The sequence below is a fragment of the Azospirillum brasilense genome, from assembly GCF_005222205.1.
GTDB classification, from domain to species: Bacteria; Pseudomonadota; Alphaproteobacteria; order Azospirillales; family Azospirillaceae; genus Azospirillum; species Azospirillum brasilense_G.
Genome location: NZ_CP032346.1, coordinates 935,862 through 948,585 on the forward strand (window position 1 = coordinate 935,862; position 12,724 = coordinate 948,585).

General features: G+C 72.1%; 13 protein-coding genes. 9 read left to right on the top strand and 4 right to left on the bottom strand.

What is annotated here, in order from left to right; translation table 11 throughout:
* Window positions 1-57: 57 nt before the first annotated feature.
* On the bottom strand, window positions 58-792 hold the full coding sequence (locus D3869_RS18335) for a cobalt-precorrin-6A reductase (RefSeq protein WP_137141331.1): 735 nt from the start codon (window positions 790-792) through the stop codon (window positions 58-60).
* A 23-nt stretch (window positions 793-815) separates the two neighbouring features.
* On the opposite strand from D3869_RS18335, the gene cbiE reads away from it, so the two are divergent.
* From cbiE to cobM, 3 genes are read left to right on the top strand one after another with little or no spacing between them, the layout of a single operon-like run.
* Complete coding sequence (cbiE, locus tag D3869_RS18340) at window positions 816-2,042, top strand: precorrin-6y C5,15-methyltransferase (decarboxylating) subunit CbiE (RefSeq protein ID WP_137141332.1); 1,227 nt, start codon at window positions 816-818, stop codon at window positions 2,040-2,042.
* The gene (locus tag D3869_RS18345; protein WP_137141333.1) at window positions 2,039-2,449 is read left to right on the top strand and encodes a cobalamin biosynthesis protein; all 411 of its coding nucleotides are present in this window, start codon (window positions 2,039-2,041) and stop codon (window positions 2,447-2,449) included. The genes cbiE and D3869_RS18345 overlap by 4 nt, the downstream gene beginning before the upstream one ends.
* Window positions 2,446-3,207, top strand: a complete 762-nt coding sequence (gene cobM, locus D3869_RS18350) for a precorrin-4 C(11)-methyltransferase (RefSeq protein ID WP_137141334.1) — start codon at window positions 2,446-2,448, stop codon at window positions 3,205-3,207. The genes D3869_RS18345 and cobM overlap by 4 nt, the downstream gene beginning before the upstream one ends.
* Before the next feature lie 125 nt (window positions 3,208-3,332).
* Here the strand turns inward: cobM and D3869_RS18355 are convergent, their stop codons facing one another.
* A complete protein-coding gene (locus D3869_RS18355) occupies window positions 3,333-4,457 on the bottom strand; it encodes a cobalt-precorrin-5B (C(1))-methyltransferase (protein WP_137141335.1) in 1,125 nt (374 codons plus the stop codon).
* Here D3869_RS18355 and cobA point away from each other — a divergent pair.
* From cobA to bluB, 3 genes are read left to right on the top strand one after another with little or no spacing between them, the layout of a single operon-like run.
* Window positions 4,456-5,262 (top strand): uroporphyrinogen-III C-methyltransferase, encoded by an 807-nt coding sequence (cobA, locus tag D3869_RS18360; protein ID WP_137141336.1) that lies wholly within the window; start codon window positions 4,456-4,458, stop codon window positions 5,260-5,262. The genes D3869_RS18355 and cobA overlap by 2 nt on opposite strands.
* Complete coding sequence (locus D3869_RS18365) at window positions 5,255-6,601, top strand: cobyrinate a,c-diamide synthase (protein WP_137141337.1); 1,347 nt, start codon at window positions 5,255-5,257, stop codon at window positions 6,599-6,601. The genes cobA and D3869_RS18365 overlap by 8 nt, the downstream gene beginning before the upstream one ends.
* The gene (gene bluB / locus D3869_RS18370; RefSeq protein ID WP_137141338.1) at window positions 6,598-7,257 is read left to right on the top strand and encodes a 5,6-dimethylbenzimidazole synthase; all 660 of its coding nucleotides are present in this window, start codon (window positions 6,598-6,600) and stop codon (window positions 7,255-7,257) included. The genes D3869_RS18365 and bluB overlap by 4 nt, the downstream gene beginning before the upstream one ends.
* Before the next feature lie 11 nt (window positions 7,258-7,268).
* Here bluB and bdcA read toward each other — a convergent pair whose 3' ends face one another.
* Entirely contained in the window at window positions 7,269-7,982 is a 714-nt protein-coding gene (gene bdcA / locus D3869_RS18375; RefSeq protein WP_137141339.1) for an SDR family oxidoreductase, read from the bottom strand.
* A gap of 124 nt (window positions 7,983-8,106) precedes the next feature.
* Between bdcA and D3869_RS18380 the strand changes: the two genes are divergently transcribed.
* Together D3869_RS18380 and D3869_RS18385 are read left to right on the top strand one after the other, a co-directional pair.
* Window positions 8,107-8,655 carry a TetR/AcrR family transcriptional regulator gene (locus tag D3869_RS18380; RefSeq protein WP_137141340.1) on the top strand — a complete coding sequence of 183 codons (549 nt, stop codon included), beginning with the start codon at window positions 8,107-8,109 and terminating at the stop codon, window positions 8,653-8,655.
* A gap of 127 nt (window positions 8,656-8,782) precedes the next feature.
* Window positions 8,783-9,232 carry a carboxymuconolactone decarboxylase family protein gene (locus D3869_RS18385; RefSeq protein WP_137141341.1) on the top strand — a complete coding sequence of 150 codons (450 nt, stop codon included), beginning with the start codon at window positions 8,783-8,785 and terminating at the stop codon, window positions 9,230-9,232.
* 71 nt (window positions 9,233-9,303) lie between these two features.
* Here D3869_RS18385 and D3869_RS18390 read toward each other — a convergent pair whose 3' ends face one another.
* Entirely contained in the window at window positions 9,304-10,749 is a 1,446-nt protein-coding gene (locus D3869_RS18390) for a PLP-dependent aminotransferase family protein (protein WP_137141342.1), read from the bottom strand.
* A 438-nt stretch (window positions 10,750-11,187) separates the two neighbouring features.
* Between D3869_RS18390 and D3869_RS18395 the strand changes: the two genes are divergently transcribed.
* Window positions 11,188-12,723 carry a bifunctional metallophosphatase/5'-nucleotidase gene (locus D3869_RS18395; RefSeq protein ID WP_137141343.1) on the top strand — a complete coding sequence of 512 codons (1,536 nt, stop codon included), beginning with the start codon at window positions 11,188-11,190 and terminating at the stop codon, window positions 12,721-12,723.
* The last annotated feature ends 1 nt before the right edge of the window (window position 12,724 follow it).

The window sequence follows — 12,724 nt, forward strand, 5'->3', positions numbered from 1 at the left end:
GAGGGAATCATCTCCTCCCCCTGCGCAGCGGGGGGAGGTCGGGAGGTGGGCCCGACTCTACAGCTCCTCCAACCACCCGAGTGCCGCCCCAGCACCGTGCACTTCAGCCACGCCATTACCCTTTGGACGCTCGACCATCACCACGGGTATCCCCCGGAGACGCGCCGCCTCCAGCTTCGCTTCCGTAGCGCTCCCGCCACTGTTCTTGCTGACGATGACATCCACCCGATGCTCCTCCAGCAGGGCGCATTCCCCCTCCAACGTGAAGGGTCCTCGGTCGAGGATCAGGCGGTAATCCGGCAGAGTCGGCGCCGGCTCCGGCGGATCGACGGCGCGGATCAGGTAGCGCTTGTCCGGCACCGCCTCGAAAACCGCGACCTCCTGCCGGCCGATGGTCAGGAAAACGCTCTCGCCGAGCGGGCGCAGAGCCTCGGCGGCGGCAGCCATGTCCGGAACGCCGATCCAGCGATCGCCCTCGCCCGGCACCCACGGCTTGCGGGTCAGCACCAGCAGCGGCACCCCCACCCGCGCGCAGGCCGCCGCGGCGTTGGCGGAAATCTGGTCGGCGAAGGGATGTGTCGCGTCCACCACCGCGCGGGTGCCGCTCTCCACGAGATGCGTCGCCAGCCCGTCCACCCCGCCGAAGCCGCCGATGCGGGTCGGCAGGGGCGGCAGGACCGGCTGCTTGGTGCGCCCGGCCAGCGACACCGCCGCGTCGATGCGCGGGTGGCCGCTGAGCAGGCGGGCCAGAGCCGTCGCTTCGGTGGTGCCGCCCAGAATCAGCGCCTTCATGCTTGTCCTCCTTGGGGTGCGCCATGAATAGCACGGCAGCAGGGCGTTGGCTGAGCGTCGTCGGCATCGGCGAGGACGGGTGGGACGGTCTGTCGCCCGCCGCCCGCGCGCTGGTGGAAGGCGCGGAGCTGCTGGCCGGCGGCGCCCGCCATCTGGCGCTCGTGCCGGAAACGGGCGGACAGGAGCGCCTACCCTGGCCCTCCCCCCTGTCGGACGCCTACCCCGCCCTGCTGGCGCGGCGCGGCCAACGGGTCTGCGTGCTGGCAAGCGGCGATCCGTCCTGGTACGGCATCGGCGCCACCCTGTCGAAACTCGTTCAGGTTGAGGAACTGTCGATCGTTCCGGCTCCGTCATCCTTCAGCCTCGCCGCCGCCCGTCTGGGCTGGCCGCTGCAGGAGTGCGGCACACTGACGGTGCATGGCCGCCCGCTGGAGCTGGTCATTCCGCATCTGCAACCGGGCGCGCGGCTGCTGGTTCTGTGCTGGGACGGAACGACCCCGGCCAAGCTGGCGGCGCTGCTGACGGCGCGCGGCTTCGGACCGTCGCGCCTGACCGCCCTGGAATCCATGGGCGGACCGCGCGAGCGCTGCATCGTTGCGACGGCGGAAGAGTGGTCGGTGGAGCGCGTGGCCGACCTGAACACGCTGGCGGTGGAGTGCGTCGCCGCCCCCGGCGCCCGTGCCTTGCCCCGCACGCCGGGCCTGCCCGACGACTGGTTCGAGCATGACGGCCAGATCACCAAGCGGGAAATCCGCGCCGTCACCCTGTCCTGGCTGGCGCCGCGCCGCGGCGAGCTGCTGTGGGACATCGGCGCCGGCTCCGGTTCCATCGGCGTCGAATGGATGCTGAGCGACCCGGCGAACCGCGCCATCGCCGTGGAGCACAAGGCCGACCGCGCCGCCCGCATCCCGGCCAACGCCGCCGCCTTCGGCGTGCCGGGGCTGGACTTGGTGCGCGGCAAGGCACCGGAGGCGCTGGACGGGCTGCCGGCGCCGGACGCCGTTTTCATCGGCGGCGGGCTGACCAACGACGGGGTGCTGGACGCCTGCTGGTCGGCGCTGAAGCCCGGCGGGCGGATCGTCGCCAACGCCGTGACGCTGGAAAGCGAGGCCATGCTGATCGCCACCCACAAACGGCTGGGCGGGCAGTTGTCGCAGATCGCCGTCAGCCGCGCCGCGCCCATCGGCGGCTTCACCGGCTGGCGCCCGCTGATGCCGGTCACACTGTGGCTGGCGGAGAAGCCGCTGTGACGGCGGATCGCTTCATCGCGGCGGGCATCGGTTGCCGGGCGGGCTGCCCCGGCGCCGAGATCGCCGGGCTGCTCCGCGCCGCCTTCGCGGAGGCTGCGCTGGACGAGACCGCGCGCCGCGCCGTGCAACTGGCGGCACCGATGCGCAAGCGCAACGAAGCCGGCGTGGCGGAGGCGGCGCACCTGCTCGCCCTGCCGCTGCGGTTCGTTGACGATTCGGCGTTGGCCGCGGTTCAGGACCGGGTGCGGACCCGCTCCGCCCGCGTCGAGGCCGCCGTGGGTGTCGCCTCGGTCGCGGAGGCCGCGGCGCTGGCCGCCGCCGGGCCGGGCTCCACCCTGCTGCTGCCGCGCCGTTCCACCCCGCGCGCCACCTGCGCGCTGGCGATTTCCAGGGAAGTTTCCGCATGACCGTGCATTTCATCGGCGCCGGACCGGGCGCGCCCGACCTGCTGACCCTGCGCGGGCGCGACCTGATCGCGTCCTGCCCGGTCTGCCTCTACGCCGGATCGCTGGTGCCGAAGGAGATCATCGCCCACGCCCCGCCGGGCGCCCGGATCGTCGACACCGCCCCGATGACGCTCGACCAGATCGTCGCCGAGTTCAAGGCGGCGCACGCGGCCGGGCAGGACGTGGCGCGGCTGCATTCCGGCGACCTGTCGGTCTACAGCGCGCTCGGCGAGCAGACACGGGCACTGCGGGAGCTGGGAATCCCCTACGACATCACGCCCGGCGTGCCGGCCTTCGCCGCGGCGTCGGCCGCGCTGGGGCGGGAGCTGACCCTGCCGGAGGTCAGCCAGACGCTGATTTTGACACGGACGGAAGGCCGCGCCTCGGCCATGCCGGCGAACGAAACGCTGGAGGTGCTGGGGCGGTCGGGCGCGACGCTGGCCATCCACCTGTCGATCCACGTCATCGACCGGGTGGTGGAGCGGCTGACCCCGCTCTACGGCGCCGACTGCCCGGCGGCGGTGGTCTACCGTGCGACTTGGCCGGACGAACGCGTGCTGCGCGGCACGCTGGCCGACATCGCCGCCCAAGTGGCGGACTCGCCGATGGAGCGCACCGCCCTGATCCTGGTCGGCCCGGCGCTGGGGGTGGAGGATTTCCGGTGCAGCGCGCTCTACGACGGGTCGCACGTGCGTCGCTACCGGGGGCTGGGGGAGTGAGGAGGCTCTTTTCTCCCTCTCCCCCCCGGGGAGAGGGTCGGGGTGAGGGGGTCCGGCGGTTGCCGTACTCTCCTGTCCCCCGACATCCCCCTCACCCTAACCCTCTCCCCGGGGGGGAGAGGGGATTAAGGTCCCGCCCAGCCGGAACCGCCGACGATGTTGCCCTGGCGGTCGGTGACCAGCACCTCGACCGACACGGGGGCGCCGCCCAGCGTCTCAAGCGCCGTGCGTTGCGCCAGCGCCGCCACGCGGTCGGCCAGCGGCAGGCCGGCCTCCCTGGCGATGCTCAGGACCTGCGCGGCGGTGTTGGCGGAGCGGGCCTCGGCCACGGCCTCCGGAGCGGCGCCCAGTTCGGCCATGCGGTCGGCGAGCCAATCGAGGTCGACGCTGCCGCGTTTGGAATGCAGATCGAGCAGGCCGCGCGCCAGCTTGCCGAACTTGGCGAAGCCGCCGCACAGGGTCAGGCGCGGGATCGGATGGCGGCGCAGGTACTTCAGCGTACCGCCCGCGAAATCGCCCATGTCGAGCAGCGCGTGCTCCGGCAGGCCGTAGAGCGCGGTGACCGCCTTTTCCGAGGTGTCGCCGGTGCAGGCCGCAACGTGGTCCAGCCCCGCCGCCCGCGCCACATCGACGCCGCGCTGGATGGAGGCGATCCAGGCCGCGCAGGAATAGGGCACGACGATCCCCGTCGTTCCCAGGATCGACAGCCCGCCGAGAATGCCAAGCCGCGGATTCATGGTGCGGCGGGCCAGTGCCTCCCCATTTTCCACCGAAACCTCGACGACAATGTCGGGAGCCTCGCCGGCCAGCGCGGCGGCCTCCTCGACCGCTTGGCGGATCATCGCGCGGGGCACCGGGTTGATGGCCGGTTCGCCGACGGGGACCGGCAGGCCGGGGCGGGTCACCGTACCCACCCCCTCCCCCGCGCGGAAGACGACGCCCTGGCCGAGCTGCGCGCGGCTGACGCGGGCGCGGATCAGCGCGCCGTGGGTCACGTCCGGGTCGTCGCCGGCGTCCTTGACCACCCCCGCCGCCGCCCAGCCGTCGCCGCGCTCCGTCCAGGCGAGCGCGAAGGCTGGTGTTTGGCCGCCGGGCAGGGTTACCGTCACCGGATCGGGAAAGTCGCCGGAGAACAGCGCTCCGCAGGCCGCGCGCGTGGCGGCGGTGGCGCAGGTGCCCGTCGTCCAGCCCCGCCGCAACGTTTTCCCGTCGCCGTCCACACCGTTTTCCGTCGCTGAGTGCTCGTCCATGACCGCAGAGCCGTCGCCCGACTCCCTTTCTCTTCCTTTGGAACTGGCCGACTTCCGGCCCGGCAGCGTGTGGCTGGCGGGGGCCGGTCCCGGCGATCCCGGCCTGCTGACCCTGCTGGCCCTGCAAGGTCTAAGGCAAGCCGACGTGATCGTCCATGACGCGCTGGTCGGTGAACGGATCATGGCGCTGGCGGCGCCCTCGGCAAGGCTGGAGTTCGCCGGGAAGCGCGGCGGCAAGCCCTCCGCCCACCAGGACGACATCACCAACCGCCTGATCGAGCTGGCGCGCGAGGGGCACCGCGTGCTGCGGCTGAAGGGCGGCGACCCCTTCGTCTTCGGGCGCGGCGGGGAGGAGGCACAGGCGCTGGCCGAGCGGGGCATCCCCTTCCGCATCATCCCCGGCATCACCGCGGGCATCGCCGGCCCGGCCTACGCCGGCATCCCGGCCACCCACCGCACGGCCAACCAGGCGGTGATCCTGGCGACCGGCCATTCCTGCGCGGGCGGGCCGGACTGGAAGGCGCTGGCCGCGACGGGCGCGCCGCTGATCCTTTACATGGCCTGGAAGGGCCTGCCCGGCATCGCCGCGGCGCTGATGGAGGGCGGGCGGTCCGCCGACACGCCGGTCGGCGTGGTGACCGACGCGACGACCGAGCGGCAGCGCGTGCTGGTCACCTCGCTCGGCACCTGCGTCGCCGATCTGGAGGCGAGCGGGATGGAGCCGCCGGCCATCATCGTGATCGGCGAGGTGGTGCGGCTGCGCCCCGTGCTCGACTGGCTGCCCAAGGAGGGTCCCCATGGCTGAGGCCCCCATATCTGAGGCTGCGCCGCGCGGGCTGATCGTCGGGGCGCCGGCGTCGGGCACCGGCAAGACCACCGTCACGCTGGGGCTGCTGGTCGCCCTGAAGGCGCGCGGTCTGCGCGTCGGCGCGGTGAAGGCGGGACCGGACTACATCGACCCGGCCTTCCATCAGGCGGCGACCGGGCGGCCCAGCCTCAACCTCGACAACTGGGCGATGGGGCCGGACCTGCTGGACTCGCTGGCCCGCCGCGCCGGGGAGGGCACCGACCTGCTGATCTGCGAGGCCCTGATGGGCCTGTTCGACGGGGTGGCCGGCGTCGGGGCGACCGGCACCGGCGCCACGTCGGAACTGGCGGCGCGCACCGGCTGGCCGGTGATCCTGGTGGTCAACGCCAAGGGCCAGTCGCAGTCCGCCGCCGCCCTGGTCAAGGGCTTCGCCACCTACCGCGACGATGTGCGGATCGGCGGGGTGATCCTGAACAACATCGCCAGCCCGCGCCACCTCGCCTTGGCCGGCGGCGCCATCGAGGCGCTGGGCATCCCCGTCCTCGGCTCCCTGCCCCGCACCCCCGACGTGATCCTGCCCGAACGCCATCTCGGCCTGATCCAGGCGGAGGAGACGGCGGACCTTCAAGAGCGTCTGGCGGCGCTCGGCCGCTTCATCGCGGAGCATGTCGATCTCGACCGGGTGGCGGCGCTCGCCGCCCCCTCCCGCGCGCCGGAGGGGAGCTTCGCGCCCGCCCTGCCGCCGCTGGGCCAGCGCATCGCCATCGCGCGCGACGCCGCCTTCACCTTCGTCTACCCGCACCTGCTGGAGGGCTGGCGCGCGGCGGGCGCCGAGGTGACGCACTTCTCGCCCCTCGCCGACGAGGCGCCGCCCGACGATGCAGACGCCGTCTATCTGCCCGGCGGCTATCCGGAACTGCACGCCGGACGGCTCGCCGCCGCCGGACGTTTCCGCGCGGGCATGCACCGCTTCGCCGGCCTCGGGCGCCCGGTCTATGGCGAGTGCGGCGGCTACATGGCGCTGGGCGAGTCGCTGGAGGACGCGGCGGGCACCACCCACCCGATGCTCGGGCTTCTCGGGGTTCGGACCTCCTTCGCCAAGCGCAAGCTGCATCTGGGATACCGCCGCGCCGTCCTGCTGGGCGACACGCCGCTGGGCGGGGCGGGCACCGCGCTGCGCGGGCACGAGTTCCACTATGCCTCGATCCTCGACCGCGGGGCCGACGAGCCGCTGGTCACCGCCACGGCGGCGGACGGTTCGGACCTCGGGCCGCTCGGCGGCCGGCGCGGCAGCGTCTTCGCCTCCTTCTTTCATGTGATTGCGGCAGACCGATGAGCGACCACGCCTTCGCACCGGAGGAGCGGGACGCGCTCTACAAGGCGATCTTCTCGCGCCGCGACGTGCGCGGGCAGTTTGCCCCCGACCCGGTGCCGGATGACGTGCTGACCCGCGTGCTGACCGCCGCGCATCACGCGCCGTCGGTCGGCTTCATGCAGCCCTGGAACTTCATCGTCGTCCAGGACCCGGCGGTGAAGGCCCGCGTGCACGCCGACTTCTCCCAGGCCAACGAGGAGGCCGCCGCCCTCTTCACCGGGGAGCGCAAGGCGCTCTACAGCCGCCTGAAGCTGGAAGGCATCCGCGAGGCGCCGGTCAACCTGTGCATCACCTGCGACCGGGAACGCTCCGGCCCGGTGGTGCTGGGGCGGACGCACATCCCGACCATGGACCTCTACTCCTGCGTCTGCGCGGTGCAGAATCTCTGGTTGGCCGCGCGGGCGGAGGGGCTGGGCGTCGGCTGGGTCAGCATCCTGCACGAGGACAAGCTGCGCGAGGCGCTGGGCATCCCGGAGCGGATCGTCCCGGTGGCCTACCTCTGCCTCGGCTACGTTTCCCACTTCCACGAGACCCCGGAACTGGAGAAAGCCGGCTGGCGCAGCCGGCTTCCCCTGGAGGACCTCGTCTTCCGCGACCGCTGGGGCGGGGAAGAGTAGAACCGCGGCCGTCAGGCCCCGAAGCCGCCGTCGATGGTCTGGAACGAGCCGGTGATCATCGCGCCGTACGGGCCGGCGACGAAGGCGGTCAGCTCGGCGACCTCGCTGGCGTGGGCGTGGCGCTTGATCGCCATGAAGCCGTGCATGGCCGCGGCCATCGGACCGTCGGCCGGATTCATGTCGCTGTCGGTCGGCCCCGGCTGGATGGCGTTCACGGTGATCCCGCGGTCCCCGAAGTCGCGCGCCAGTCCGCGCACCATGCCCTGGACCGCCGCCTTGGTGAGCGCGTAGGCGGCGCCGCCCGCGAAGGGCATGCGGTCGCCGTTCACCGACCCGATGACGATGATGCGCCCCGGCCCGGTCATGTGACGCGCCGCCTCGACCGCGGCGTGGTAGGGACCGCGCACGTTGATGTCGATCATGCGGTCAACCTCGTCGGGGTCGAAGGTCAGCGGATCGCCGATCATGGCGACCCCGGCGTTGACCACCAGCACGTCCAGCGCGCCCCGCCCGGCCACCGTGGCGATCACCGCGTCGCGGTCGGCGCTGTCGGTGCGGATCGCCTCGGACCCGGTCTCTGTTGCCAGCGCCGCGGCGGCCTCCGCCGAACCGGCGTAGGTGAAGGCGACCTGCCCGCCGCCCGCCGCGAAACGCTGGACGATGGCCTTGCCGATGCCCCGGCTGCCGCCCAGCACCAGGATGTTCTTGCCCGCGAAGTCGCTCATGATCGGTTCCTTGATTTAATGTAGTGATCGCTATATAAAATCAGCGAGAGGCATCGCGCAAGGATTTTTTATAGTGGTCGCTACAAAAAAATCGGAGCCGCGCGGTCGACGGCGTTCCTTCGACGTGGACGAGGCGGTGGACACGGCGATGCGGCTGTTCCACGCCCGCGGCTACGACGCGGTCGGCGTGGCCGAGCTGGGCGCCGAGCTGGGCATCAAACCACCAAGCTTCTACGCCGCCTTCGGCAGCAAGGCCGGGCTGTTCGAGCGGACCCTGCGGCGCTACGCGGCGGGCGAGGCCAACGTCTTCGCGCGGGCGCTGGCGGAGGGCGGCGACGTGGCGACGGTGATCGGGCGGACGCTGGCGCTCGCCGCCGAGCTGTATCCCGGCCAGGGTGGAACGGCGGGATGCCTCGTGCTCGACGGCGCGCGCAACAGCGCCGACCCGGAGGCGCAGGCCCTGGCCGAGGCGGCCAAGCGGGAAGGCCGCGCCGCGGTCCGCGACTTCATCGCCAGCGAAGCGCCCGACCGCGCCGACGCGCTGGCCGATCTGGTGGTGGTCGCGATGATGGGAATGTCGGCGGCGGCCCGCGACGGCGCGGACCGGGAAAGGCTGGAGCGGGTGGCCGCCATGATGGACCGCGCCTTCCGCCGGGAGCTGTCGGGCGCCTGACGGGTCCCCCCTGCGGAGGATGGTACAGGATTTCCGTCACGTCTTGGTCCTTACGGCTGACCGGCGGGCGGTGCAGGATCAGCGGCAGCCGGGAACCTCCCGCCTCCCCTCTTGAGGACCAACCGCCATGTCCCCGCGTCTCGACTACCACGCCACCACCCCCGCCGGCATGAAGGCGCTCGCCGGCGCGCACGGTTACGTCAGCCAATGCGGGCTGCCGGTCACGCTGATCGATCTCGTGTATCTGCGGGTCTCGCAGATCAACGGTTGCGCCTATTGCATCGACCTGCACAGCCGCGATCTTCTGAAGAACGGCGTCACCATCGACAAGCTGGTGCTGGTTCCGGTCTGGCATGAGGCCGAAACGCTGTTCACCGACCGCGAGCGCGCCGCGCTGCGCTGGGCGGAGACGGTGACGCGGGTGGCCGAGACCGCCGTCCCGGACGCGGAGTTCCAGGCGGTGTCGGCCCTGTTCTCCGAGAAGGAGGTGGCCGACCTGACGATCGCCATCGGCCTGATGAACCTCTACAACCGCCTCGCCATCAGCTTCCGCACGGTTCCCGCCGCCGCCCGCTGAGCCCAGACCGCTGAGCCCAGACCACTGAGCGAAGGCCGCTGAGCGAAGGCCGCCGAGCGAAGGCCGCCGGCTCAGCCATGCCCTTTCACCAAGGCGATCAATCGGCGGCAGTCGTCGGACAGGCGCCGTTCCTGCAAATTGGTGATGCCCAGCAGTAGCCCCCGGGGGCGAGCGGCCTCCGGGCCATCGGCGTACCAGGGCGACAGCGGCACCGGAGCGAGACCATCCGACCGCGCCGCCGCGGCGATGCCGACATCGGGGCTGCCGGGTGGCAGGAGAAGCCGGACCGACAGGCTTCCCGACGCCTCCACCGCCATCGGCGTCTCCGCTCCCGCAGCGTCGCGCAGCGCCGCCAGAAGCGCCTGCTGGCGGGCGGCGTAGAGCCGCTTCATCCGGCGCAGATGCCGGAAATAATGCCCGCTCGCCATGAAGTCGCCGACCGCCCGCTGCATTCCTGCCGCCGGAGCCGGGGACAGGCAGGCGGCAACCTCGCCGAAGAGCCCGGCCAGCCCCGGCGGCACCATCAGGAAACCGAGCCGCAGCGCCGGGCTGATCGTCTTGCTGAAGGTGCCGGCGTGCAGCACCCGCCCATCCCGGTCGAGGGAGGCCAGCGCCGGGGCGGCCCGGCCCTTCAGTTGCAGTTCGCTGAGATAGTCGTCCTCGACGATCCATGCCCCGGTCCGCGACGCCCATTCCAGCAGGGCGAGGCGGCGCGGCAACGTCATCGTCACGCCAAGCGGCGCCTGCTGGCCGGGCGTCACCACGGCCAAACCCGCCGCCGGCGCGCGGGCGATTCCGGCATCCACGTCGATCCCGCTGCCGTCCACCGGCACCGGCACCACGGTCATGCCGGCGAGGTGAAGGGCGCGCCGGGTCAGGGGAAAGCCGGGATCCTCCATCCAGGCGCTGGCGCCGTCCAGCCGCAAGGCCCGGACCACCAGGCCGAGCGCGCCGGAATAGCCCGCCGTGATGAAAATCTGCTCCGGCCCGCAACGGATGCCGCGGGCGATGGCCAGCACGGCTGCGATCTCGCGCCGCAGATCCGGGTGGCCGCGAGGATCGGGATATCCCACCGGGGCCGCCGCCGCGGCCCGCGCCGCCCGCCCGACGATCCGGGACCACAGCGTAAAGGGAAAGGCGTCCTGCGCCGGCACGCCCATCTGGAAGGGCAGCGGCGGCCGCTCGACATGGGAAAACAGCTCCGGGAAGGACGGGACCTGGACCGGCTTATCGGGGGACGGCCCCGCCACGGCCCCTTCGACCACCCGCGTCCCCGCAGCACCCAAGCCGACCGCAAGCTGTTCGTCGATCAGCCGCTCATAGGCGTCGCGCACCGTCCCGCGGGACACCCCGAGTTGCGCGGCCAAGTCCCGCCAGGACGGCAATCGCGCCCCTCCAGGCAACCGGCCATCGCGGATGGCATCGCGCAAAGCGACGTGGATCTGTGCGGACAGCGGAACCTTTGCGGTTCGGCTGAGGGCGATATCCAGTGTTTCCGGCGGCGGCAAAGCGGGCATCGGCCGAAGGATAACGCAACGGTGCCCTTCCGCAATCCACGTCACGATTTCCCGACGTCACGCCGGTGCCACCGGACTCCGGCGCGCTGGGGACGAAAAAAAAGGCCGGAGCAACCGCTCCGGCCTTGAGTCTAGGGAGGAAACGCCCCGAGAATGGGCTGGCGGAGAATAGGGGCACCCCTTTCGAAGTGGTATTACCAATGCGGAATGGGTGCGGTGCAGCATCCGCATAGGCCGAGAATTCCCTGTGAATTGTAAGGCCTTTTGGCATTTCCGCCGTCTCCCGAGGCCGGAAGCGGTGCGGGCGCGGAACGGGGCGATTTGTCATCCTCGGTACAGCTTCACCACCGACGCGCGAACGCGCATAATCCGGCGCGGAACTGGGGGTGCGGCCCGCAGCGGCGACGGCCGCGCGGGCGCTGGATGGGGAACGACGGCATGGGATTCGGCAGGGGCGTCTGGCTGCGCCCGGTGGTCGCGCTGGTTCTCGGGCTTCTGGCCGGCGGGATTGCGGCCTGCGGGACCGCGTGGGCGGACCCCGCCCGCTTCACCATCCTCTACGCCCACAGCACGACCGAGCTGGAGGACGTGCAGGGACGCGGCGGCATCGCCCGGCTCGCCACGCTGGTCCGGCAGGAACGTGCGGCGGGCGGCACCGTGCTGGTCCTGCACGGCGGGCAGGCGCTCGCCCCCTCCGTCCTGTCCTTCTACGACCAGGGGGCGCACGTCATCGACCTGCTGAACGGGGTCGGCATCGACGCCATGGCGGCGCTGAACCGGGAATTCCACCACGGCGACGACGTGCTGATGACCCGTGCCTTCGAGGCGAACTTCCCCATCGTCGTCTCCAACGCGGTGGACCGCCAGACCGGCAAGCCGCTGGACGGGCTGGAAGACCGGGTGATGCTCAACGCCGGTCCGCTGCGCGTCGGCGTTCTGGCCGCGGCGCCGGCGCGGACGGGGGAGATCACCCGCTCGCCGCGCACCGACTTCCAGCCGCCGGGTCCGGTCCTGGAACGCAAGGCGAAGGAGCTGCGCAACGCCGGGGCCGATATGGTGGTGGCGCTGACCGGCGATTCCGGCGGCACCCACCGCGACGTGATCGCCTCCGGCGCCGCCGACATCGTGCTCTACCAGGACCGCGGACGCGTGGTCGCCGTGGAATACGACGGCAAGACCCTGAACGCGACGGTCGAGCCGCAGGCCGCCTGGGTGCTGGCCCTGGACATCACCGCCGAGAGGGTGACCAAGGGCGGCGCCACGCGCACGGTGTGGAGCACGGGCGTGCGCGCCATCGACACCGCCACCGTTGATCCCGCCCCCGCCCTCGACGCGCAGGCCAAGGCCTACCGCGCGCGGCTGGACAGCATGCTGGGCATGCAGGTGGGCCGTCTGGACTCCCCCATCGACACGCGGCGCGAGGCGGTGCGCGCCAGCGAGAACGCCTTCGCCAACACCGTTGCCGATTCGCTGCGCGAGGCGATGGAGGCCGACGTGGCGCTGATCAACGGCGGCTCCTTCCGCGGCGACCGCGCCTACCCGGCGGGCACGGTGTGGACGCGCCGGGACATCCAGACCGAATTCCCCTTCCACGACACCGCCGTGCTGATCGAGGTCACCGGTCAGCAGCTGCGCGACGCGCTGGAGTTCGGCTTCTCCGGAATCGAGCAGCTGCAGGGACGTTTCCCCCACCTGTCCAACGCCCGCGTCGCCGTCGACGCGTCGCGCCCGCCGGGGCAGCGGGTGGTGGCGCTGACGGTGGGCGGCAAGCCGGTGGAGCCGGCGGCCCGCTTCCGGCTGGCCACCGGCAGCTACCTCGCCAATGGCGGGGACGGTTATGCGATGCTGTCCACCGCCCCGCGGCTGGTCGACGACCGGGACGCCGATTTCGTGTCGACGATCCTCGCCGGACGGATCGCACGCACCGGCGGTGTCGCGCCGCAGCTCGACGGCCGCCTGACGGTCCGGCGGTAGC

Bases quoted from the DNA above. Each gene is read 5' to 3' on its own strand.
- D3869_RS18335 (WP_137141331.1), bottom strand. From the start codon at position 792: ATGAAGGCGCTGATTCTGGGCGGCACCACCGAAGCGACGGCTCTGGCC.
- cobM (WP_137141334.1), top strand. From the start codon at position 2,446: ATGACCGTGCATTTCATCGGCGCCGGACCGGGCGCGCCCGACCTGCTG.
- bdcA (WP_137141339.1), bottom strand. From the start codon at position 7,982: ATGAGCGACTTCGCGGGCAAGAACATCCTGGTGCTGGGCGGCAGCCGG.
- bluB (WP_137141338.1), top strand. From the start codon at position 6,598: ATGAGCGACCACGCCTTCGCACCGGAGGAGCGGGACGCGCTCTACAAG.
- D3869_RS18385 (WP_137141341.1), top strand. From the start codon at position 8,783: ATGTCCCCGCGTCTCGACTACCACGCCACCACCCCCGCCGGCATGAAG.
- cbiE (WP_137141332.1), top strand. From the start codon at position 816: ATGAATAGCACGGCAGCAGGGCGTTGGCTGAGCGTCGTCGGCATCGGC.
- D3869_RS18390 (WP_137141342.1), bottom strand. From the start codon at position 10,749: ATGCCCGCTTTGCCGCCGCCGGAAACACTGGATATCGCCCTCAGCCGA.
- D3869_RS18365 (WP_137141337.1), top strand. From the start codon at position 5,255: ATGGCTGAGGCCCCCATATCTGAGGCTGCGCCGCGCGGGCTGATCGTC.
- D3869_RS18355 (WP_137141335.1), bottom strand. From the start codon at position 4,457: ATGGACGAGCACTCAGCGACGGAAAACGGTGTGGACGGCGACGGGAAA.
- cobA (WP_137141336.1), top strand. From the start codon at position 4,456: ATGACCGCAGAGCCGTCGCCCGACTCCCTTTCTCTTCCTTTGGAACTG.
- D3869_RS18395 (WP_137141343.1), top strand. From the start codon at position 11,188: ATGGGATTCGGCAGGGGCGTCTGGCTGCGCCCGGTGGTCGCGCTGGTT.